We start from the raw sequence: 23,338 nt of genomic DNA, 5'->3' as shown, positions 1-23,338 counted from the left end.
AGGTCTAAGGTAAAGAAGAATTATTGAGGAGTATAGTCGCAAGGGAAAACAGCAGTAACACGAATAATAAAATTGAGCTGATTGCAAATACGTAATAATGAGGGTTTGATATGGATCAAATACAACCGAAGTCATCCATGACTTCGAAATTGATTTGGATTATTGTGGCCATAATCGGTGCAGTATCCTTTGGAATATTAGCGGTTAGTCGTGGAGAACATGTCAACGCAGTTTGGCTCGTACTCGCTGCAGTCTGTGTTTACAGTATTGCATATCGTTTTTATAGTTTATTTATTGCTAATAAAGTATTCGAGTTAAATGCTCGGCGTTTAACACCTGCGCACCGTCTAGCGGATGGTCTAGATTATGTGCCTACAAATAAAAGTGTTCTGTTTGGTCATCACTTTGCTGCGATTGCAGGTGCTGGTCCGTTAGTTGGGCCTATTCTTGCTGCGCAAATGGGTTATTTACCAGGAACGATTTGGCTGTTAGTCGGTGTTGTACTGGCTGGTGCAGTCCAAGATTTTCTAGTTTTATTTATTTCTACACGCCGTGACGGACGTTCACTGGGTGAAATGGCAAAACAAGAACTGGGTTCATTTGCAGGAATTATTGTGATGCTTGGTGCATTAGGGGTAATGATCATTATCCTTGCTGTGCTTGCACTCGTGGTGGTTAAAGCATTAACCAATAGTCCATGGGGTGTGTTTAGTATTGCTGCCACCATTCCAATTGCATTATTTATGGGCGTATATATGCGATATATCCGTCCAGGAAAGATTGCCGAAGTTTCAATCATTGGCTTTGTACTGATGATGCTCGGTATCATCTACGGTGAAAATATTGCTCAACATCCTTATTGGGGGCAATTATTCACTTTATCTGGTACAGAGTTAACATGGGCATTGATTATCTACGGTTTCATCGCTTCTGTATTACCAGTATGGTTGTTATTGGCTCCACGTGATTATTTATCGACTTTCTTGAAAATTGGTGTGATTGCAGGTTTAGCATTGGGTATCGTATTTGCGATGCCTGAATTAAAAATGCCTGCAATTACCCACTTCGTAGATGGTACGGGACCTGTATTCTCTGGATCACTTTTCCCATTCTTATTTATTACCATTGCCTGTGGTGCAATTTCAGGTTTCCATGCATTGGTTTCATCAGGAACTACACCTAAGCTCGTAAATAATGAACGCGATATTCGGATGATTGGATACGGCGGTATGTTGATGGAATCATTTGTCGCAATCATGGCGATGATCTGTGCAACGATCTTGGATCCAGGCGTTTATTTTGCCATTAACTCACCAGCTGCGGTGATAGGAACAACGGTTGAAAGTGCCGCAGAAGCGGTACGTAATTTAGGATTTGTGGTTACACCTGAAGCTTTAACGCTACTTGCTCAAGAGGTTGGTGAGAGCACAATTCTTTCTCGTACTGGTGGTGCTCCGACGTTTGCGATTGGTATGGCGCACATCATCACTGAAATTTTTAATAGTCGTGAAATGATGGCATTTTGGTATCACTTTGCAATATTGTTTGAAGCGCTATTTATTCTAACTGCTGTTGATGCAGGAACACGTGCTTGCCGTTTTATGGTTCAAGATACTGTGGGTATCGTTGTCCCTGCGGTTAAAAACTCTAAATCGTTTGTGGGCAACTTGATTGGTACTGCTGTTGCAGTCGCAGGCTGGGGTTTCTTTGTATATCAAGGCGTAGTTGATCCACTGGGCGGTATCAATAGTTTGTGGCCATTATTTGGTATTGGTAACCAAATTTTAGCTGCGATGGCGCTGATGCTAGGAACTGTCATTTTGTTCAAGATGAAGAAAGAAAAATATGTGTGGGTCACTATTGTTCCAACGATTTTCCTATTCATTACAGCGATGACTGCTGGTTGGCAAAAAATCTTCCATGAAAATCCAAAAATCGGATTCTTGGCACAAGCAGATCGTTTCAATGCGGCTATTGAGCGAAACGAAATTTTAGCGCCTGCGAAATCAATTGCGGAAATGCAAACTGTTGCTTTATCTAATCAGATTAATGCTGCGTTGTGTGCATTCTTTATGATTGTTGCCGTGGTGATGTTGTTTGCTGCCATTAAAGTGATTCGTCGTGCTTTGGCAAGTCCGCAGCCAACGGCTCAGGAAGCTGAAGCAATTTATACAGATCAAATCCCTGCAGGAGAGACCAAATGAGTTTGAAAGAACAAATTCGTCAAAAGCTGGCATTGGGTAAAATCATTAAATTCACGATTTTGGCTCAGCCGAAGAAGTTTTTAATGTTGAATGGAATCAAAACAGTTCAACTGATTTGGCAGCGGCTACAACAAAGTTTTCGTTTAATGGTGGGTGTCCCAGATTACCAAAACTATGTAGAACATATGAAAAAGCATCACCCTGACCTAGAGCCGATGGATGAAAAAACTTTTCATCGTTATTGTGTCGATGCACGCTATCCAAGTGCAGCAGGCGGTATGAAGAAATGTCCATGTTAATTTTTTAGCTTTACATAAAAAACGGCACTGAGGTGTCGTTTTTTATTTGTCTTAATTGTATAAAACCTGACAAATTTATTGTTCTGAAACTCGTATACTCTTGATTAATAACAAAGGATAAAAACATGAAAATTGGAATTTATGGTGCTGGGTCGATTGGGTGTTATATCGGTGGAAGAATGGTCGCAGCAGGCCATCAGGTGACATTTTACTGTAGGGAAAGAAGCTATCAAAAATTAAGCCAAAATGGATTGGAGCTCAGTGATTTAAACGGCTACCATCATAAGCTCACTCCAGATCAATTAAGACTTACAACAAATCTAGCAGAAGTCTTAGACACGGACTTAGTCATGATTTGTGTAAAATCAGCAGCGACAGAGCAAGTGGCATCTGAAATACGAAGCTGTGACACTCTCAATAAACCGAGTCTCATCAGTTTTCAAAATGGGGTGAGTAATGTTCCACGGTTAAAAAAAATGCTGCCAGAATGGGAGATTATGGAAGGAATGGTTCCATTTAATGTCGCAGAACTCAAACCGTCTCATTTCCATCAAGGTTCTGATGGAACATTAATGATAAAAAAATTTGTAGAAAGTAATCAGCTAAAAATAGTGTTAGATGCGGCGAAACTGCAAGTTGAATTCCGTGATGATATGTTAGAGGTACAGTGGGCTAAAGTCTTATTCAACTTGAACAATTCGATTAACGCTTTATCTGGTCTAACTTTAAGAAATCAACTTACTAATCGAATGTATAGAAAGTGCCTTGCTCAGGCACAGTTAGAGACGCTTCAGATTTTAAAGCAGGCAAATATTAAACCCGCACAATTAACGCCTGTACCAGCGAACATCATTCCTCATATTCTTCGACTTCCTAATTGGTTGTTTAAGTTGATCAGTCGCAAAATGTTAGCCATTGATCCACTAGCTCGTTCATCTATGCAGGATGATCTGAATTTAGGGCGCACGACGGAGGTTGATTGGATTAATGGTGAAGTGGTCAGACTTGCTAATACACTCGGGGGGAATGCACCGATCAACAGCTATTTTATTGAACAGATCAAGCTGGCGGAAAACAATAATTCAAGCCTTCAAATTGGACCTGAAGAGATGCTCACACAGTTGAAGCTTATTCAGCATTAAGTTTGATACTGATTCTTTAATACACTGATTATTAGAAATATTTGAGAAAATAAAAAAAACCTGTATGGTAGAAATATATAGTTTTGGAAATGTAAATGATGATTTGGGGAATGAAGCAGAGTGTTCAATCAAAAGATATTATACAGCCTGAGTTAGAATCTCAGATTCAATCATTTACTCCCAAAATTTCATTATTTCTAGAACAAATCAATCAAATTGTTTTGGATAAAAATACGCAAACTGAATTGGCTTTATGTAGTTTAATTGCAGGTGGTCATATTTTATTTGAAGACTTACCTGGATTGGGTAAGACCACATTGGCCAGTAGTTTGGCATCATTATCAGGTTTATCATTTCAAAGAATCCAATTTACCAATGATATGCTCGCCAGTGATGTAATTGGCGTGAATGTTTTTAATCAAAAAGAGCATCAGTTTGAATTTAAGTACGGACCTGTCTTTACCCAAGTTCTTTTGGCAGATGAAATTAATCGCTGTAGTCCTAAGACACAGAGTGCATTGCTAGAAGCGATGGAAGAGGGCTACGCCACGATTGATGGACAGCGTTATGCTTTACCTCAGCCTTTTTGGGTGATAGCAACTCAGAATCCACTCTTTCAAAGCGGGACTTATGCACTACCAGAGTCTCAGTTAGACAGATTCCTCATGCGGTTATCTCTTGGCTATCCATCTCGCCATGCAGAAAAAATACTTCTTCAACAAGAATCACGTGCCAAATTAATCGCACAGTTGATCCATGTATTTAATGAGACTGAAATACTAAGATTGCAATCCTTGACTCATCAAGTCCATTTAAGTGATGCAATTCAAGACTATTTATTGGATTTGGCTGCGGTAACACGAAAAAGTGCGCATGGTTTATCGACGCGTGGATTATTGGCTTTAAAACGAGCATCACAAGCGAGAGCGATCGTGCATGCCAGAGCCTTTGTCATTCCTGATGATGTAAAAGCTGTATTTTCAGCAGTATGCGCTCATCGATTAAACTTGAGTGAGGATGAGACGGTCTCCCTAATGAATCAGGTTAAATTGATTTGAGGGTATGCAGGTGACCAGTATCTGGAAGCAATGGTTAAAAAAAAGATTTCGGTTTGAGCAGAGTAAAAAAATTGGTCAACGCGACATTTTGATTTTTATTTATCAGCAAGGTTTCTTATATCTTGTGTTGATTTTGATCACATTTATTGCGGGTATTAACTATGCCAATAATTTGATATTAGGTTTCTGCTTTTTAATTAGTGCGATCTTATGCATTAGTTTTTATATCACCTTTAAACAATTGCATGGTCTTGAGATAGACATCATTACTGATGAAGTCGGACAGGTAGGGCACTCGATTTTATTTAAAATCTACTTGAATCAACCTTATTCATATTCACGTTATTTATCGATCTCCATCGATTCTGAGACACAGCACATTCACATTGACCAAAAACAGTCTGAATGTGTTATACCGATTCATGTTGATCAACGAGGAAAGTATAACTATCCCGATATACACATTGCTTCAGTGTATCCATTTGGTCTTGTTCGAGCTTGGACTTATATCTTTCATGGACGACATGCATGGATTGCGCCACAAGCCAAAATAAATCCGAATACAAGCTTTTCAAATGCATTTGTATTGGATCAGGAAAAAGATGAGTTTAAAGAATTAAGAAGTTTTCAGGTCGGCGACTCATTACAAAGTGTATCGTGGAAGCAGGCAGCTCGTGGCCAAGGTTTGTATATTAAAGTTTTTGAAGAGCATCAACAGGATCGATGTGTTGATATTCATTATCATCATATGCCGTCAGTCGAGCATGAAGAAAAGCTCAAATATATGATGGGTGTGGTGGAGCAGTGTGAGCAATTACAAATTTCTTTTAAGCTAGTGTTACCTCATGCCGAATTGAATCAAGGATTTGGAGCTGAGCATATCAAGCAGGCTAAAATTCTGCTTGCTCAGGCATAAAGTGTGAAATAGAAAATAGGTTTAGATATATGGTACATCCTAAAGTTTCACAATCCATGCTATTGAGTTTGGCACTCATTTTATTTATCCAGATTATTTATCTACCTTATGCTTTATTTTTGGTGCTCTGTATTGAGCTTATATATTTATGGCATATTCAAAAAAGTAAAAAAAATGTCTCCAAAGCAATAAAATTTAGTTTTACAGCAATTGCACTTGGCGCGATTTATCTGCATTACCATACCTTTGTTGGTGTTGAGGCTGGGGTAGCATCGCTGACAACTTTTCTATTTGCAAAAGCATTAGAAACCCAAAAAAAACGTGATTTGATCATCGTTTTTAATTTTGCCTTATTCGTGGCGGCAAGTACGTTTTTATACAGTCAAACGTTGTATGTTGCTTTGGGAGTGGTGCTGTGCTTAGTGAGCTGTTTTGTAGGACTCTATAGAATTCAAACCGCGGAGTTTCTGTCCACTCGAGAAACTAAAAATGGCTTAAAGCACGATGTCATTCATGTTGGTAAATTCATCGGATTGGCAATTCCTTTTTTTATACTACTCTTTATTTTTTTTCCACGATTACCTCCGCTCTGGCATATCCCCATTCAACAAAATAAGGGGATGACAGGAATCAGTGATTCTATGTCCCCAGGTGACATTGCTGAGCTGTCTCAGTCAAATGAATTAGCATTTCGTATTATTGGTGATATGACAAAATTACCGACTCGTTCAGAAATGTATTGGCGAGCTTTGGTCTTAGATCAATATGATGGTCAAAAATGGACGAGTCATGGATTTAATAGAGGGTTATACGAGTTAAACTCTTATCAAATTTCTATTTTAAATCAAAAAGTTGAATATCAGTATTTGGCTAAAGATCCTTCTGTAGAATGGATCATGGGATTAGAGCAATCTGTACCTCAACAACGAAATTATTATCTCCGTTATGACGGTGGTATTTCAGCTCAACGACCTATTCAAACGGCTCAACCTATAAACTTAGTTTGGTTAGGGCGTGGGACGAAAATAAATCATGAACTTAGTCAGTTTCAAATTCAGTATTACACCCAGTATCTCCGTCAGCGCGATATCAAAAGTCAAAGTTTAGCATGGGACTTATTTATTAAAAGTGGAGAGCAGCCAGAGCGTTATATCCAGCAAGTTTTAGACTGGTTTAAGCAAAATAGCTTTCAGTATTCTTTATCTCCCGGTGTTTTGAGTGGTGATCGGATAGATGCATTTATGTTTAATTCACAACAAGGATTTTGTGAGCATTTTGCTTCTAGTTTTGTCATGATGATGCGTTATGTCGGTATTCCTGCCCGAGTCGTAACAGGTTATCAAGGAGGTCAATTTGCGCCAGACCAGAAAAGTTGGGAAGTGAGGCAGTTAGATGCACATGCTTGGACTGAAGTATATTTTGGAGGTCAATGGCAGAGGATTGATCCCACTGCAATGATTGCTCCTGAACGTATTGATCAGGGAATGCAAAATTTAATTCAAAATAATCAAACACTCTACTCTGAGAATACAAATTGGTCAGTTGCAAAATATCCTTTTTTGACAAAAATTCGTGTATGGAGTGATTACGCAAGTTATCAATGGCAAAGTAAAATTGTTGGATATAACGCTGATCAACAACAGAATTGGATGACAAAATTCGGAATTCATTCAGTTGCTTCAGTGTTTGTGATTATCCTTGCAGGCTCACTGATCATATTAGGATGTTATGCACTATGGATGTTGAGAAAAAAAAGAAAACACTATTCACAAATCGATTGGGTACTTCATATTTTTAATAAAAAATTAGGACTTCACAATCGCCGTTATTCTTACGAAACGGTTCGACAATGGTTGGAAAGAATTTCATCACCTTTAAGTCAAAATGATAGAGCTGTTTTCCTCGAAATTATCATTCTGTACGAGCACTTAAGTTATTCACAATCGAGTATTTCCAAACAAGAGTTCGCAAATTTTAAGTCAATGATTAAAACTTGTTCATTTCTTTTGGTTAAATATGAAAAAGGCTTGTCAGCCAAGTGATTTTTGCATAAGATGCGAAGCATTCTAGGTGTATAGCTCAGTTGGTTAGAGCGCTACGTTGACATCGTAGAGGTCTCCAGTTCGAGTCTGGATATACCTACCAAGATTTAAAAAAAGGGCTTAAGTATTTTACTTAAGCCCTTTTTTCGTAATCAAGACATTACTTCTTTTTTTAAAAGTAAAGTATTCGTTATCACTTGCTCTATCAAGAAAAATTGCGTTTAAAAAATCTCTAAATTTGATATTAAATTATATATTTTAAGTATAAATACCCAAAATGCTTTAATCTAAATATTGGGTATTTCCGTAATTTATTAATATACCCGTACATTAACACTTACAATAACGCCCGAAATGTACGCTTTTGCCATCCTGTTTAAATATGAGACACGTATAATGTTCATATTACAGGGAAGTTGAGATCAACGTTCATTACCAGTTCTTCACTTTTCATTCAGAAGTAATGAAATTCATACAGTATTATCAAACTAAAGATGGATACTATTTTGTATGTTATTTCATCAAAATAGCGTACTAAAAGCTTATTTCATTGACTGAAATGCGACGAAGAACGATACTCTCAACGTTTTAATTTAAGCAAATCGGTTCTAAGAGACTGGACCAAAAGTTCGGTGCTCTGTAACTCAATCCAAAGCAAGGGGCTATATATGGCTGGTGGAAAGTCAACTATCATCTACACACTGACCGACGAGGCGCCATTACTGGCGACTTACTCACTACTGCCGATCATTGAGACCTTTACTAAGCCTGCTGGTGTTGAGATTGTAAAAACTGACATCTCAGTTGCAGCACGCGTGCTCGCTGAATTCTCTGAATACCTTAGCGAAGAGCAGAAAGTATCAGACAATCTTGCAGAATTAGGTCGTCTTACACAAGATCCAGACACAAACATCATCAAACTTCCAAACATCAGTGCATCTGTAGCTCAGTTGACTGCATGTATCAAAGAGCTTCAATCAAAAGGCTATGCAATTCCAGATTATCCTGAGAATCCTACGACTGAAGAAGAAAAAGCACTCAAAGCACGTTTTGGTAAATGCTTAGGTTCAGCAGTAAACCCAGTATTGCGTGAAGGGAACTCTGACCGTCGTGCGCCTGCTGCTGTTAAAAACTATGCGAAAAAACACCCACATTCTATGGGTGAGTGGAAACAGTGGTCACAAACTCACGTTTCTCACATGGATGAAGGTGACTTCTATCACGGCGAAAAGTCTATGACTTTAGATCGTCCTCGCAATGTGAAAATGGAACTGATCACCAATTCTGGTAAAACCATCGTTCTTAAAGACAAAGTTGCACTGCAAGACGGCGAAATTATCGATTCTATGTTCATGAGCAAGAAAGCACTTTGCGACTTCTATGAAAAAGAATTAGATGATTGTAAAGAAGCGGGCATCTTGTTCTCTTTACACGTTAAAGCAACCATGATGAAAGTTTCACACCCGATCGTATTCGGTCACTGTGTGAAGATTTATTACAAAGAAGCGTTCGAAAAACACGGTAAACTGTTCGACGAACTAGGTATTAACGTAAACAACGGTATGGCTGGTCTTTACGAGAAGATCGAAACTTTACCGACTTCTTTACGTGAAGAGATCATCGAAGATCTACACGCATGTCAAGAACACCGTCCCGCTTTAGCAATGGTGGATTCAGCAAAAGGTATCACTAATTTCCATTCTCCAAACGATGTGATCGTAGATGCTTCTATGCCTGCAATGATCCGTGGAGGTGGTAAAATGTGGGGTGCTGACGGTAAGCCTTACGACTGTAAAGCAGTAATGCCTGAATCTACATTTGCGCGTATTTACCAAGAAATGATCAACTTCTGTAAGTGGAATGGTAACTTCGACCCACGCACAATGGGTACTGTACCTAACGTTGGTCTAATGGCTCAAAAAGCTGAAGAATACGGTTCACACGACAAAACATTCGAAATCGCGCAAGCTGGTGTAGCTAACATCACAGATATCGAAACTGGCGAAGTTTTAATGTCTCAAAACGTGGAAGAAGGTGATATCTGGCGTATGTGTCAGGTGAAAGATGCACCGATCCGCGACTGGGTAAAACTAGCTGTAACACGTGCACGTAACTCTGGTATGCCAGCAATCTTCTGGTTAGACCCATACCGTCCACACGAAAACGAATTGATCAAGAAAGTTCAAAAATACTTAAAAGATCACGATACAGATGGTCTAGACATCCAAATCATGTCTCAAGTACGTGCAATGCGTTACACACTTGAACGTGTTGCTCGTGGTCTAGATACAATCTCTGTAACGGGTAACATTCTACGTGACTACCTCACTGACTTGTTCCCGATTATGGAGCTTGGTACTTCTGCGAAAATGCTGTCTATCGTGCCTTTAATGGCGGGTGGTGGTATGTACGAAACTGGTGCAGGTGGTTCAGCACCTAAACACGTACAGCAACTTGTTGAAGAAAACCACTTACGTTGGGATTCTTTAGGTGAGTTCCTTGCACTCGCTGTTTCACTTGAAGAGCTTGGTATTAAAGAAAACAACCCTAAAGCTAAACTTCTTGCGAAAACATTGGATGCTGCAACTGGTAAATTACTTGACAACGACAAATCTCCATCACGTCGTACAGGTGAGTTAGACAACCGTGGTAGCCATTTCTATTTAGCTAAGTTCTGGGCTGAAGAATTAGCAGCTCAAGACGAAGATGCTGAATTAAAAGCGACATTCTCTACTTTAGCGAAGACTTTAGCTGAAAATGAAGAGAAGATCGTTGCTGAACTTGCAGAAGTTCAAGGTAAATCTGTTGATATCGGTGGTTACTACGCAATCGATCAAGAGAAAGTAAATGCAGTTATGCGTCCAAGTGCAACTTTAAATGCTGCTATTGCAAGCATCTAATAACACTTAATTTGAACTGAATTTCAGTTTGGCGGATTAAAAAAAGCTGGTACTTCGGTACCAGCTTTTTTTATTAAAATTTTTGTAAATAAAACACTGATAACGCCCAATTAGAGAGAGCTTAAGGGGAGGATTTAAAAAACTTTCATTCAATTTGCAAGCATTTCTGATTACAATGCGTTTTAATTTATTTTTAACTTATCTAGCTGTTTGGATAAGTTCTGTAGGTGCCCGCATGGAAATCAAAGTCAATTATCTCGACAATCTTCGACAGGAAGCAAAGTTCGACGATTTCACGGTTATTGCCGATCAACCTATTCGTTATAAAGGTGATGGATCTGCGCCAGGCCCATTTGACTATTTTCTTGCGTCTTCAGCCTTATGTGCAGCTTATTTTGTAAAGGTGTATTGTGCTGCACGAGATATTCCTACAGAAAATATTCGATTATCCCAAAATAATATTGTTGATCCAGAAAATCGTTATAAACAAATTTTTAAAATTCAAGTCGAATTACCCTCAGATATCTCTGAGAAGGATCGACAAGGTATTTTACGTTCAATCGACCGCTGCACTGTAAAAAAAGTGATTCAAACAGGTCCGGAATTTGTTATTGAGGAAGTTGAAAGCATTGATGCGGATGCTCAAGCTTTACTTATGCCAAATATTGCCAAGGAAAATGTGACTGTTATTCAGGGCAAAGATTTACCGCTTGAAGAAACGATTGCCAATATGTCTGCAATTTTGGCGGGCTTAGGAATGAAGATTGAAATTGCGTCTTGGCGAAATATTGTGCCAAACGTATGGTCTTTACATATTCGCGATGCACAAGCGCCAATGTGCTTTACCAATGGTAAAGGTTCAACGAAAGAGAGTGCTTTAGCGTCTGCATTAGGCGAGTTTATTGAACGTTTGAATTGTAATTTCTTCTATAACGACCAATTTTGGGGTGAAGAAATCGCAAATGCTGAATTTGTGCATTACCCTGATGAAAAGTGGTTCCAACCAGGTCCAAATGGTGAATTGCCATCAGAAATTTTAGATGAATATACACTTGAAATTTACGATCCTGAAGATGAATTATTAGGCACACATCTGTACGACACAAATTCTGGCAATACTGCGAGAGGTATTTGTTCGTTACCTTTTGTACGCCAGTCGGATGGTGAGATTGTATATTTCCCTTCAAATTTGATTGAAAATTTGTATCTGTCAAATGGTATGAGCGCAGGAAATACCTTGGCTGAAGCACAAGTACAATGTTTATCTGAAATATTTGAACGTGCAGTGAAGCGCGAAATTTTAGAGGGTGAAATTACCCTGCCAGATGTACCTGAACATGTTCTAGCAAAGTACCCAAAAATAGTTGAGGGTATTAAGGGGCTTGAGGAGCAAGGTTTTCCAGTGCTGGTCAAAGATGCTTCATTAGGTGGGAAATTCCCAGTCATGTGCGTGACATTAATGAATCCAAGAACGGGTGGTGTTTTTGCATCATTCGGGGCTCATCCAAACTTTGAAGTTGCATTGGAACGCAGCCTAACAGAGCTTTTACAAGGTCGTAGTTTTGAAGGTTTAAATGACTTACCACGTCCTACTTTCAATAGCCATGCACTGACAGAACCAAATAACTTTGTGGAACACTTTATTGATTCATCGGGTGTTGTGTCTTGGAGATTCTTCAGTTCGAAATCTGATTATGATTTCGTAGAGTGGGATTTCACCAGTCAAGGTGAAAATACAAACGCTGAAGAAGCTGAAAAGATGTTCAATATCCTAAAAGAGATGGGTAAAGAAGTTTACATGGCTGTATACCAACATTTAGGTGCAACTGCATGCCGAATTCTGGTGCCAGGATATTCTGAGGTGTATTTGGTTGAAGATCTGGTTTGGGACAATACCAATAAAGCTTTAGCCTTTAGGGAAGATATTCTTAACTTACATCGTTTAGATAATGAACAGCTCGAAGCTTTGCTAGAGAAACTTGAAGAAGTTGAAGTGGATGACTATACCGATATTATTACCTTGATTGGTGTTGAATTTGACGATAATACGGTGTGGGGCCAGTTAACTATTCTTGAATTAAAACTATTAATTAACTTAGCTTTGGAAAATTTCGAAGAAGCGAAAGACCAAGTAGAACAGTTCTTACAATACAACACCAATACTGTAGAACGAGGCTTATTCTATCAATGCATGGATGTTGTATTAGAAGTGTTGTTAGATGAAGAAATGGAAATTGAAGACTATGAACCGAATTTTAGACGTATGTTCGGTGATGAGAGAGTTGATGCTGCAATAGGCTCAATCGAAGGTGATGTGCGTTTTTATGGATTGACGCCAACCAATATGCAACTTGAAGGTCTCGATCGTCATTTAAAACTTATTGAGAGCTATAAGAAGCTTCATGCTGCTAGAGCACGTTTTGTTTCTCAACAAAACTGATCTAATGAAAGGCCACTATGAAGAGTGGCCTTTTTATTTTAAAGATCAGCAAATCGATGCATCTAGTTAGGGTGCTCAATTTTTTATAATAAAATGAAGTGGTTATGAAAAGTACTGATAGTATTTATTAAAAATAGTAATTTATTGATATTTAAGGGAAATAATTCTATTTAACTGGTATTATTAGCGAAATGCATTATCATAGTGCATGACGAGTTAACTTAAGGCGAGCATTATGAATTTCTTGAAAAAAAAGAATAAAGCAAGTTTCGTTTTCTTTATTATTACTGCGTATTCCTGTTTGGGCTTTGGATTAGGTTACCTAATTTGGGAATACCTCCAAATGAAATAATGTTCATATTGATCGGTAAGAGTGCAAATTTAGAAAGTATTCACTGTTAGCAAGCTTAATTTACTCTACCATTTAAAATTAAATGATCTAAAAATCATCAGTGATTTTTTAAGGGGTATATTTAAATTTATATTTTTTAACGTGATTTAAATAAAGATTAAATTTTAGCGTTTTATAACCTATGACTGTGTATTCAGCCCTTCAAATTCAGTCTATGTTATAATTAAAAATATATCCCGATAGATCGAATTGTCTAGCGACTGTTCAATTGATAGATCATCATATCAAAGCTGCTTTATTGCAGCTTTTTTAATTGTGCTTCAATTTATCGGAAATGTCATTTTGGTACGTTTATTGAATGCGTCATCTGAGCTACATTTGCCAATGAATCATTGAATAAATGATCTAAATAATTTTTACGACTCGCTCGATCTTAAGCAGGGGCTCGACAATGACAAATCCAAATTCTTCAGCGGGTTTGCTTGAACGCTTATTTAAACTAAGCGAAAACAAAACAACTTTTCGAACTGAAATGATTGCAGGGATGACGACATTCCTGACAATGTGCTACATCATCATTGTCAATCCAATGATTCTGTCTGAAACAGGAATGGATCATGGTGCGGTATTTGTTGCGACATGTTTGGCAGCAGCAATTGGTTGTTTTGTCATGGGTATTATTGCCAATTACCCAATCGCATTGGCTCCGGGTATGGGCTTAAATGCATATTTCACCTATTCGGTATGTTTAGGAATGGGTGTGCCTTGGCAAACCGCTTTAGCTGCGGTATTTGTGTCTGGTCTGGTCTTCATCGCGATCAGTATGTTTAAAATTCGTGAAGCTATCGTGAATGCCATTCCAATGTCTTTAAAATTGGCTATTGGTGGTGGTATTGGTTTATTCCTAGCATTAATCGCTTTGAAAAATGCTGGCATCATTGTGGATAATCCTGCGACTCTAGTGGGTTTAGGTGATTTAAAACAACCAACCGTTCTCTTAGCCTTATTCGGTTTTTTGATGGTTGTTGTTATGCATCACTTTAAAATACGTGGTGCGATTATCATTAGTATTTTAGTGCTGACTGCAATCTCAACATTCCTAGGATTGAGTGAATTTAAAGGTGTGATTGGTCAAATTCCTTCAATTGCACCAACATTCATGCAAATGGATTTTGAAGGCTTATTTACCGCAAGTTTAATCGGTGTAATTTTTGTGTTCTTCTTAGTTGATCTATTTGATTCAACAGGAACGCTGGTTGGTGTTTCACATCGTGCTGGTTTACTCAAAGATGGTAAATTACCACGTTTGAAGAAAGCTCTGTTTGCCGACTCTTCAGCGATTGTTGCTGGTGCTGCATTAGGTACATCATCAACGACACCATATATTGAGTCTTCTGCGGGTGTAGCAGCAGGGGGGCGTACAGGTCTTACAGCGGTAATAGTTGGCTTACTTTTTATTGCTTGTTTGTTCTTAGCACCGTTGGCTCAATCTGTTCCTGGATTTGCAACTGCACCAGCCTTACTCTTTGTAGGGGTATTGATGATTCAGGGTATTACACATATTGATTGGGATGATATTACTGAAGCGGTTCCTGCTTTCTTAACGATCGTGTTTATGCCGTTCACTTACTCAATCGCTGATGGTATTGCCATGGGCTTTATCAGTTATGCGTTGGTGAAGTTACTTACAGGTAAAGCATCTACAGTACCATATATGGTATGGATTATCGCAGTATTATGGGCGCTAAAATTTGCAATGTTTGGCGGCTAATTTTTAACAGTTTTTAAAAGGGTGTAAACTCAGTTTGCACCCTTTTTATTTTTGGTTTCATGAGGAGTAGCAATGAACCGTGTTGAGTTAATTAAAGCTTTACCTAAAGCTGAGCTTCATGTCCATATTGAAGGGACATTTGAACCTGAGTTGATGTTTGCCATTGCTCAGCGCAATGAAATTGCAATCCCATATCAATCAGTTGAAGAAGTCAAACAGGCTTATAATTTTCACAATCTGCAATCATTTCTAGATATTTACTATGCAGGTGCGAATGTATTGATCAATGAGCAAGATTTTTATGATCTTGCATGGGCATATTTTGAAAAATGTGCAGAAGATCGAGTGGTTCATACTGAAATGTTTTTTGATCCGCAAACCCATACGGATCGTGGTGTGTCATTTGAAACGGTAATTAAAGGCTTAAAACGAGCTTGCCACGATGCTGAGGTAAAATTAGGCATCACAACGCATTTGATTATGTGTTTCTTACGTCATTTGAGTGAAGAGGCAGCATTTGAAACACTTGAACAGGCTTTACCTTACAAAGACCAAATTATTGGGGTAGGGTTAGATTCAAGTGAAGTTGGGCATCCACCTTCTAAATTTGAAAGGGTATTTGCAAAATCACGTGATGAAGGATTTTTGGTTGTTGCTCATGCAGGTGAAGAAGGTCCAGCAGAATATGTCTGGGAAGCTTTGGATTTACTTAAAGTGAATCGTATTGATCACGGCGTACGCTCTGAAGAAGATCCAAAGTTGTTGGCGCGTTTGATTGCTGAAAAAATGCCTTTAACGGTTTGTCCATTATCAAATTTAAAGCTTTGTGTTGTAGATGATATGGCAGATCATAATATTCGCCGTTTGTTACAGCAGGGTGTGCATGTAACCGTCAATTCAGATGATCCATCTTATTTCGGTGGGTATATGAATGATAACTTTATTGCGATTGCTGAGGCCTTAGATTTAACAAATCATGAATTAAAGCAACTCGCTATAAATTCATTTGAAGCATCGTTTATTTCCGATGTGCAAAAACAAAAGTGGAAAGATAAAATTCTCGCAATTTAAAACAGTTAAACTTGTTTATGTGAAATACTGGAAGGTGGGGGCAAAATCCCACCTTTGGTTTAATATGCTTTAAACAATAGAGCCGAATGTGATGTTGAAATTGAAGTCTTTGTTTTGCTTGAGTCTGCTAATGTTGCCCGTAGTTATCGCGAATGCAAATACGACATTGACACAGCGTATATTAAAGCCTGTCATCCAGTATCAATGTGAGCGTGAAGTCGACCATTCAAAAATATGGAAAATAACGACATATTTAATGAATGAAGAAAACAAAAAGAAATTAAAATTAGAAACCTGTGATTGTGTATCAAATCATGCTTTAAAAGATATTCCGGCTCAGGAACTTGTCAAAGCAACAGTTAACGAAGATATCAAGCAAGAAGTCATTCGAAAAGCCATGTTGAATAGCCTAAAAGCATGTGTGATTAGCTCTAAATCTAACTCAGAAATTTAGAGCCGTACTCAATCAATCTTTAGGTTGTTTGGTCATGCTGTCTAAGACATGATCTTTATCTATAAAGTGATGCTTTAATGCCGCAGCAATATGTCCGAGTAAAAGTAAACCTGCAGCCCAAGAAATCCAAATATGAAGTGGTTTTACAATTTCAGTTACTTGAGGATTCTCACCTATTAAAGCGGGTAGATCAAATAAGAATAATACTGGTGCAGGGTAGCCGAGACTCCAACTCCATAAGCAACCCGTAATTGGTAAAGCCAGAAGCATAAAATAAAGTCCAAGATGCCCTAAATGTGCGAGTCTTTTCATGAGGGGAGACATTGTCTCTGGTAACTCGGGTGCAGGATGAGTGTAGCGCCAAAAGATACGAACCACGACCAGAAAAATAATTGTGGTTGCAATATTTTTGTGAAGCGTGATGACGTCACCTTTGAAGCTACCATCTACTTCATAACTTAAAAAATTGCCGCTATAAAAGCCGATCGCCCACGCCGTGATAAAAATAATCGCCATGACCCAATGCAAGACTTGAGCTGTACGTGTGTAATATTTGGATTTATTATTCATGATATAAACTTATGATTGAATTTCGCACATAATAATTTAAGCATAAATTATTTATAAGTATTGAAATGGGACACAGTGTTGAAAATATGCAACGGAATGCGACTTATAACTGAACATATAGTCGGGAAATACAAAAAATCTATTTCTTCATGATGTTACATTAGGCAAAATAGCTCAATTCGTAAGATGATAAGGACAATACTGTGAAAAAATTAATCGCTTTACTCGCACCAATGACATTAGTGCTCGGAGCTTGTGCTACAGGTACAACAGGGACATCATCACCTGCCGCAAATACCACTCAACAGTTAGGTTCGGCTGCACTTAAAATTGCGATCAATGCAAAATGCACAACTGAATTGAACAATATTTCTGCTTGGAAAACTGCAACGAAATTAATGACTGCAGAGCAGAAAGAAAATATCCAAGGTGAAATTTGTGGATGTGTAAGTGAAAAAGCTCCTCAAAGCGTAACTACGGTTGATTTGGCTACAGCAGCGATTGATCCAACAGCACGTGCAACAATCGTCAGCAATATCGTGACTAAAACTATTAATGAATGTGTAGCTGAAGCTGTACGTTAATTTTAAAGATATATGAATAGGCTGATTTTGATCGGCCTATTTTTTTAAGGATAAATTAGGAAAATGATGTTGATTGCTGGTGCTGATGAAGCAGGGCGCGGTCCACTGGTGGGATCGGTCGTTGCGGCTGCTGTAATTTTGGATCCTAACAATCCGATTCTTGGGTTAAATGATTCTAAAAAACTCAGTGAAAAGAAACGTGAAAAATTATTTATAGAGATCAAAGAAAAAGCACTAGCTTGGGCTATCGCTGAAGCGAGTCATCACGAAATTGATGAACTCAATATATTGAATGCTTCGTTGTTGGCAATGCGTCGTGCCGTTGAACAATTGACTGTGCAACCACAACATGTATTGGTTGATGGTAATAAAATTCCCCAAGGATTGAGTATGAGTTGTGATGCTGTAGTTGGAGGAGATGCATTACATCCAGAAATTTCTGCTGCCAGTATCCTGGCTAAGGTGACACGTGATCATCAAATGTTAGAACTTGATGCTAAATATCCTCAGTTTGGTTTTGCAAAACATAAAGGCTACCCGACCAAAGCTCATTTTGAAGCTATTGCACAGTTTGGCGTGGTTGAAGAGCACAGGCGTAGTTTTGGTCCAGTACGCAAATCATTGGGACTTTAAACAGCTTAAACACCAAAAATTTAAAGCGGCTAAATTTAGCCGCTTTAGTCACAAAATCATTTCTAATCAACGATTGAAATCATTTTGAGTGTAATTCTCTTCTTCGTAAGAAGGTTGGTAATCTTGGTCAAGATGTTGCAAGTGCTCATGCATCGCACGTTCATGCTGAATTCGTTGATAGATTTCTTCACGATGTACAGATACTTCTTTAGGCGCATTCACACCAATTCGCACTTGGTTACCTTTTACACCAAGTACAGTGACACTGACTTGATCCCCAATCATTAATGTTTCACCAACACGACGGGTGAGAATCAGCATGTTTATCTCCTTGCTTAAACGCTAAACCTGCGATAGTTTTTTCAAAAAGTGAAAATAACAACCTCGGCACCACGAAATATTTTAATAGATAAATGTGACGAATTTAACCATTCGCACAGGACTATTGAAATTATCCCATAAACCTCTAGACCTAATATAACAGAGCCACTATAGGAAAAACTATAGTGGCTCTGAATATTTCTTCATCAAGTATGCATTGTTTCTGCTAACTCATGGCAGAAAATTAAGCACGTGCGCTAGACTCACCATGTTCGCGGTCAAGACCAAACGCAGTGTGAAGTGAGCGAACAGCAAGCTCTAAATAATTTTCTTCAATAATAACAGAGATTTTGATTTCAGAAGTTGAAATCATCAGGATATTGATGCCTTCATCAGCAAGTGCTGTAAACATTTTACTTGCAACACCAGCATGAGAGCGCATACCAACACCTACGATAGATACTTTTACAATATCATCACGTGTTGCAACTTCACGAGCACCGATTGCTTGAGCAGTTTCTTCAAGAATTTTTTTAGCTTTAGCAAGTTCGCCACGATTGACTGTGAATGTGAAGTCAGTTGTACCATCTTCTTCAACGTTTTGGATGATCATATCCACTTCGATATTAGCATCACCAATCGGTTTTAAAATTTTAGATGCAATACCAGGAAGATCAGGCACACCTAAGATAGTTAATTTAGCTTCGTCACGGTTAAATGCGATACCAGAGATAATTGGCTGTTCCATGTTGTCTTCCAATTCAGTAGTGATAAGTGTTCCGACGTTGTTTTTGAATTCTTCGTCAAATGCGCCATCATTTTCATTGTCGAAGCTAGAGAGTACGCGTAAAGGGACTTGATATTTACCCGCGAACTCAACAGAACGTATCTGTAAAACTTTAGAACCAAGAGAAGCCATTTCGAGCATTTCTTCAAAAGAAATACGATCAACTTTTTTCGCTTTTGGTGCAACACGTGGATCTGTTGTATATACACCATCCACATCTGTATAAATTTGGCATTCATCCGCTTTGAGTGCAGCTGCTAATGCAACACCAGAAGTATCAGAACCACCACGACCCAAAGTTGTTGTGTTTCCATTAGCATCAAAACCTTGGAAACCTGCAACAACGATGACACGACCAGCATCTAATTGTTCAGTCATGACATCTGTATCAATTGATTCAATACGTGCTTTTGTGAATGAGCTGTCAGTTTTAATACCAACTTGGCGTCCAGTCAAAGATTTCGCTTCCACACCGATAGAGTTCAGTGCCATTGCTAACATTGAAATCGTTACCTGTTCACCCGTTGAAACCATTTGGTCTAATTCTCGTGGGTCAGGGGTGTCGGTAATGGCTTTCGCTAAAGCGAGTAGGCGATTAGTTTCACCACTCATTGCTGATACAACAACCACAACCTTGTGGCCGTGATCATGCCAACGCTTTACACGACGAGCAACATTTAAAATGCGCTCAGGAGTACCCATTGAAGTACCGCCATATTTTTGAACGATTAATGCCATAGTTGTTCCATATAAACCATGACCTTGAAGAGTTGTTCAAGGTCAGTTACACAAAAGGTGAAGTTTTATTTTGCAGCTAGCCAAGCAGTTAATTCTGCCATGACAGAAGCAAACTTCTCGTTAAGTGGCGCGCCACCTTGTGCCAAATCAGGCTTACCACCACCTTTACCACCTAGCTCAGTTGCTAAGTGTTTGATGATGTCACCTGCTTTTATAGAAGCTGTGAAGTCTTTAGCTACAGATGCGATCAAGCTCACCTTGTCACCCTCTACACCTGCAAGGACAATCACAGCATTTTCTAATTTTGATTTCACGCCGTCGTGTAGATTGCGAAGTGATTTCGCATCCATACCTTGAACAGTCGTGATTAACGTTTTGCGACCTGCAATTTCCTTAACTTGGCTAAGTAGTTCAGCCGCCTGTAAATGTGCAAGTTTTTGATTCAATTGATCAATTTGCTTTTGTAAGCTTGATGCTGTGTCCGCTAAGGCTTCAACTTTCTCAATCGTTTGATCTTTTTGTGCTTTCAATAAGCCATTAATCGTGTTGATGTCTCGATCAGCTTTTTGAGCCACCTCAATTGCTTTCGTACCTGTAACTGCCTCAATACGACGTACACCTGCAGCAACACCGCCTTCAGAAGTGATTTTGAACAGACCAATGTCACCTGTACGTTTTACGTGAATACCGCCACAAAGTTCGATCGAGAAGTTTTTCTCTTCAATGATTGAACCCATAGAAAGTACGCGAACTTCTTCGCCATATTTCTCACCAAACAACATCATCGCACCTTTAGCTTTTGCAGATTCGATGTCAAGGAGTTCGGTTGTTACAGGCGTATTGGCAATCACTTCAGCATTTACCAGACGTTCAATTTCTTGAATCTGTTCAAATGTCACGGGTTGATCATTGGCAAAGTCGAAACGTAACACGTCAGAAGCAACCAATGAACCTTTTTGTTGAACATGTGAACCCAAGATTTGACGAAGTGCAGCATGTAGAAGGTGAGTCGCAGAGTGGTTACGTGCTGTTGCTGCACGAATGTCTGCTTTAACTGTTGCTTCTACATTTTGAGTAACTTTAAAGTTACCCATGGTCACGATACCTTGGTGAACGAACGCACCACCAGATTTTTTCGTGTCTTGAACTTCGAAAATACCTGTATCGTTTTTAAAGATACCTGTATCACCAATTTGACCACCGCTTTCTGCATAGAAAGGTGTTTGGTTTAGAACGATTAAAGCTTCATCACCTTCAACGACTTCATCAACTTGTTCGCCATCCTTATAGATTGCGATGATTTGACCCTCACCAGCAGTTGCATCGTAGCCGTCAAACTGAGTTTCGCCTTCAACTTTTACAACGTTGTTGTAGTCGATTGCGAATTTACCCGCATCACGTGCACGTTGACGTTGAGCAGCCATTTCTTTTTCAAAACCAGCTTCGTCAATCGTTAAATCACGTTCACGTGCGATGTCAGCCGTTAAGTCAGTTGGGAAGCCGTACGTGTCGTAAAGTTTGAATACTACTTCGCCTGGAATTACAGAACCTTTTAAGTTCGCAAGTTCGCCCTCAAGCAATTTCAAACCTTGTTCTAAGGTTTTAGCAAATTGCTCTTCTTCTTTTAAAAGTTGCGCTTCGATACGCGCTTGTTGTGCTTCAAGTTCAGGATAGGCAGCGCCCATCACCTCAATTAAAGGCTTTAACATTTTGTGGAAGAATGAACCTGTCGCACCCAACTTGTTACCATGACGAACTGCACGACGGATGATACGACGTAGAACGTAGCCACGCCCTTCATTTGATGGGTTTACGCCATCAGCGATTAGGAATGAGCACGAGCGTGCATGGTCGGCAACGACTTTAAGTGATGCTGGGTATTCAACTGGTTTGCCTTCCGCTTGCGCTTTCGCTTCAAGTTCAGCAGTATCTAAACCAATAATTTCAGCTGCAGCTTTTAATAGGTGTTGGAATAGATCAATTTCGTAGTTTGAGTTGACGTGTTGTAAAACAGCAGAAATACGCTCTAAGCCCATACCTGTATCGACAGACGGAGCAGGAAGCGGATGGAGTACGCCATCAGCAGTACGGTTAAACTGCATGAATACGTTGTTCCAAATTTCGATGAAGCGGTCGCCATCTTCTTCAGGTGTACCTGGTAAGCCGCCCCAAATGTGATCGCCATGGTCATAGAAAATTTCAGAACATGGACCACAAGGACCTGTATCGCCCATTGCCCAGAAGTTATCTGAAGCGTATTGACCGCCTTTGTTGTCGCCGATACGGATAATGCGAGACTCATCTAGACCGATTTCTTTGTTCCAGATGTCGAATGCTTCATCATCAGTGTGATAAACCGTTGCATATAATTTGTCTTTAGGTAGACCTAACCATTTTTCATTGGTTAAGAAATCCCAAGCGAATTTAATCGCGTCACGTTTAAAGTAATCTCCGAAAGAGAAGTTACCTAACATTTCAAAAAACGTATGGTGACGAGCTGTGTAGCCCACGTTATCTAAGTCGTTATGTTTACCGCCAGCACGAACACATTTTTGTGATGACACTGCACGTACATAATCTCGTTTTTCTAGGCCTAAGAAGCAATCTTTGAACTGGTTCATACCAGCATTTGTAAAGAGCAAAGTTGGGTCGTTGGCAGGAACTAGAGAACTCGACGCGACACGTGTGTGGCCTTGCGATTCAAAGTAACGCAAAAATGCTTCACGAATTTCAGCTGATGTCATAAAACGAGTACTCACAACCAAGTCACTCCATTAATTCTGTATTGGCAAATAATATGTCTGGGAAATAAAGTGCGAATTCACAAAAAAATTCACCCCAGCATACCGGGCTAAAAGTTTAAAAACGCCAAATTATAACGGAATTTGCCACCTGTACCAATGATTTTAAAGTGTTTTAATGACAATTCTCTTTAATTCTGATTTTAGGTGAAATTTTAATCATTATTGGTGTTGAGATCATTTTCAAATGCTTAAGCAGTGTATCTCGCACGAAGATCAATCAAAAATATTGAGTAGTCATAAGACCATTATTTA

The 23,338-nt window shown here is 39.0% G+C and carries 18 protein-coding genes and 1 tRNA gene; 15 read left to right on the top strand and 4 right to left on the bottom strand.

Annotation, left to right across the window (positions count from 1 at the left end):
- The first annotated feature begins 110 nt into the window (after positions 1–110).
- The 13 genes from AC1M9N_RS02820 (at position 111) to AC1M9N_RS02760 (ending at position 16,649) form a co-directional block, all read left to right on the top strand.
- Positions 111–2,204 carry a carbon starvation CstA family protein gene (locus tag AC1M9N_RS02820; RefSeq protein WP_481954238.1) on the top strand — a complete coding sequence of 698 codons (2,094 nt, stop codon included), beginning with the start codon at positions 111–113 and terminating at the stop codon, positions 2,202–2,204.
- On the top strand, positions 2,201–2,503 hold the full coding sequence (locus AC1M9N_RS02815; RefSeq protein ID WP_481588442.1) for a YbdD/YjiX family protein: 303 nt from the start codon (positions 2,201–2,203) through the stop codon (positions 2,501–2,503). Before AC1M9N_RS02820 ends, AC1M9N_RS02815 begins: the two co-directional genes overlap by 4 nt.
- 125 nt (positions 2,504–2,628) lie before the next feature.
- Entirely contained in the window at positions 2,629–3,645 is a 1,017-nt protein-coding gene (locus AC1M9N_RS02810) for a 2-dehydropantoate 2-reductase (protein WP_481594248.1), read from the top strand.
- Between the two features lie 98 nt (positions 3,646–3,743).
- Positions 3,744–4,703, top strand: coding sequence for an AAA family ATPase (locus AC1M9N_RS02805; protein ID WP_035265922.1), 960 nt, complete (start codon positions 3,744–3,746; stop codon positions 4,701–4,703).
- Between the two features lie 10 nt (positions 4,704–4,713).
- On the top strand, positions 4,714–5,619 hold the full coding sequence (locus AC1M9N_RS02800; protein WP_481589773.1) for a DUF58 domain-containing protein: 906 nt from the start codon (positions 4,714–4,716) through the stop codon (positions 5,617–5,619).
- A gap of 29 nt (positions 5,620–5,648) precedes the next feature.
- A complete protein-coding gene (locus AC1M9N_RS02795) occupies positions 5,649–7,661 on the top strand; it encodes a transglutaminase TgpA family protein (RefSeq protein ID WP_481954237.1) in 2,013 nt (670 codons plus the stop codon).
- A gap of 26 nt (positions 7,662–7,687) precedes the next feature.
- Positions 7,688–7,764: transfer RNA gene (locus AC1M9N_RS02790), tRNA-Val, on the top strand.
- Between the two features lie 565 nt (positions 7,765–8,329).
- Positions 8,330–10,561: an NADP-dependent isocitrate dehydrogenase gene (locus AC1M9N_RS02785; RefSeq protein WP_481954236.1), complete on the top strand. Its 2,232-nt coding sequence runs from the start codon at positions 8,330–8,332 to the stop codon at positions 10,559–10,561.
- Between the two features lie 235 nt (positions 10,562–10,796).
- Complete coding sequence (locus AC1M9N_RS02780) at positions 10,797–13,001, top strand: OsmC domain/YcaO domain-containing protein (protein ID WP_481954235.1); 2,205 nt, start codon at positions 10,797–10,799, stop codon at positions 12,999–13,001.
- A 235-nt stretch (positions 13,002–13,236) separates the two neighbouring features.
- Positions 13,237–13,353: a hypothetical protein gene (locus AC1M9N_RS02775; protein WP_092766106.1), complete on the top strand. Its 117-nt coding sequence runs from the start codon at positions 13,237–13,239 to the stop codon at positions 13,351–13,353.
- Positions 13,354–13,804: 451 nt separating this feature from the next.
- The gene (locus AC1M9N_RS02770; RefSeq protein ID WP_481589776.1) at positions 13,805–15,124 is read left to right on the top strand and encodes an NCS2 family permease; all 1,320 of its coding nucleotides are present in this window, start codon (positions 13,805–13,807) and stop codon (positions 15,122–15,124) included.
- 72 nt (positions 15,125–15,196) lie between these two features.
- Positions 15,197–16,195, top strand: a complete 999-nt coding sequence (locus tag AC1M9N_RS02765) for an adenosine deaminase (protein ID WP_481591235.1) — start codon at positions 15,197–15,199, stop codon at positions 16,193–16,195.
- A gap of 130 nt (positions 16,196–16,325) precedes the next feature.
- The gene (locus AC1M9N_RS02760; protein WP_481951703.1) at positions 16,326–16,649 is read left to right on the top strand and encodes a hypothetical protein; all 324 of its coding nucleotides are present in this window, start codon (positions 16,326–16,328) and stop codon (positions 16,647–16,649) included.
- Between the two features lie 12 nt (positions 16,650–16,661).
- Here the strand turns inward: AC1M9N_RS02760 and AC1M9N_RS02755 are convergent, their stop codons facing one another.
- Complete coding sequence (locus AC1M9N_RS02755) at positions 16,662–17,219, bottom strand: cytochrome b (RefSeq protein WP_035265864.1); 558 nt, start codon at positions 17,217–17,219, stop codon at positions 16,662–16,664.
- A 203-nt stretch (positions 17,220–17,422) separates the two neighbouring features.
- On the opposite strand from AC1M9N_RS02755, the gene AC1M9N_RS02750 reads away from it, so the two are divergent.
- Complete coding sequence (locus AC1M9N_RS02750; protein WP_180027580.1) at positions 17,423–17,803, top strand: hypothetical protein; 381 nt, start codon at positions 17,423–17,425, stop codon at positions 17,801–17,803.
- 66 nt (positions 17,804–17,869) lie between these two features.
- A complete protein-coding gene (rnhB, locus tag AC1M9N_RS02745; protein ID WP_481595669.1) occupies positions 17,870–18,436 on the top strand; it encodes a ribonuclease HII in 567 nt (188 codons plus the stop codon).
- 66 nt (positions 18,437–18,502) lie between these two features.
- On the opposite strand, the gene csrA is transcribed toward rnhB, so the two are convergent.
- The 3 genes from csrA to alaS form a co-directional block, all read right to left on the bottom strand.
- The gene (gene csrA / locus AC1M9N_RS02740) at positions 18,503–18,757 is read right to left on the bottom strand and encodes a carbon storage regulator CsrA (RefSeq protein ID WP_035265869.1); all 255 of its coding nucleotides are present in this window, start codon (positions 18,755–18,757) and stop codon (positions 18,503–18,505) included.
- A gap of 244 nt (positions 18,758–19,001) precedes the next feature.
- On the bottom strand, positions 19,002–20,282 hold the full coding sequence (locus AC1M9N_RS02735; protein WP_092766113.1) for an aspartate kinase: 1,281 nt from the start codon (positions 20,280–20,282) through the stop codon (positions 19,002–19,004).
- Between the two features lie 65 nt (positions 20,283–20,347).
- Positions 20,348–23,041, bottom strand: coding sequence for an alanine--tRNA ligase (gene alaS, locus AC1M9N_RS02730; protein ID WP_481951701.1), 2,694 nt, complete (start codon positions 23,039–23,041; stop codon positions 20,348–20,350).
- Positions 23,042–23,338 lie beyond the last annotated feature (297 nt).

It is taken from the genome of Acinetobacter sp. ANC_7655 (assembly GCF_056784015.1).
Note: the sequence above shows the minus strand (reverse complement) of the source record. Positions and strands in the feature narration are given on the sequence as shown.

Coding starts and splice junctions, on each gene's coding strand:
- AC1M9N_RS02760 (WP_481951703.1), top strand. CDS start 16,326: ATGTTGCCCGTAGTTATCGCGAATGCAAATACGACATTGACACAGCGT.
- AC1M9N_RS02755 (WP_035265864.1), bottom strand. CDS start 17,219: ATGAATAATAAATCCAAATATTACACACGTACAGCTCAAGTCTTGCAT.
- AC1M9N_RS02735 (WP_092766113.1), bottom strand. CDS start 20,282: ATGGCATTAATCGTTCAAAAATATGGCGGTACTTCAATGGGTACTCCT.
- rnhB (WP_481595669.1), top strand. CDS start 17,870: ATGTTGATTGCTGGTGCTGATGAAGCAGGGCGCGGTCCACTGGTGGGA.
- AC1M9N_RS02785 (WP_481954236.1), top strand. CDS start 8,330: ATGGCTGGTGGAAAGTCAACTATCATCTACACACTGACCGACGAGGCG.
- AC1M9N_RS02770 (WP_481589776.1), top strand. CDS start 13,805: ATGACAAATCCAAATTCTTCAGCGGGTTTGCTTGAACGCTTATTTAAA.
- csrA (WP_035265869.1), bottom strand. CDS start 18,757: ATGCTGATTCTCACCCGTCGTGTTGGTGAAACATTAATGATTGGGGAT.
- AC1M9N_RS02810 (WP_481594248.1), top strand. CDS start 2,629: ATGAAAATTGGAATTTATGGTGCTGGGTCGATTGGGTGTTATATCGGT.
- AC1M9N_RS02805 (WP_035265922.1), top strand. CDS start 3,744: ATGATTTGGGGAATGAAGCAGAGTGTTCAATCAAAAGATATTATACAG.
- AC1M9N_RS02765 (WP_481591235.1), top strand. CDS start 15,197: ATGAACCGTGTTGAGTTAATTAAAGCTTTACCTAAAGCTGAGCTTCAT.
- AC1M9N_RS02795 (WP_481954237.1), top strand. CDS start 5,649: ATGGTACATCCTAAAGTTTCACAATCCATGCTATTGAGTTTGGCACTC.
- AC1M9N_RS02815 (WP_481588442.1), top strand. CDS start 2,201: ATGAGTTTGAAAGAACAAATTCGTCAAAAGCTGGCATTGGGTAAAATC.
- AC1M9N_RS02780 (WP_481954235.1), top strand. CDS start 10,797: ATGGAAATCAAAGTCAATTATCTCGACAATCTTCGACAGGAAGCAAAG.
- AC1M9N_RS02775 (WP_092766106.1), top strand. CDS start 13,237: ATGAATTTCTTGAAAAAAAAGAATAAAGCAAGTTTCGTTTTCTTTATT.
- AC1M9N_RS02820 (WP_481954238.1), top strand. CDS start 111: ATGGATCAAATACAACCGAAGTCATCCATGACTTCGAAATTGATTTGG.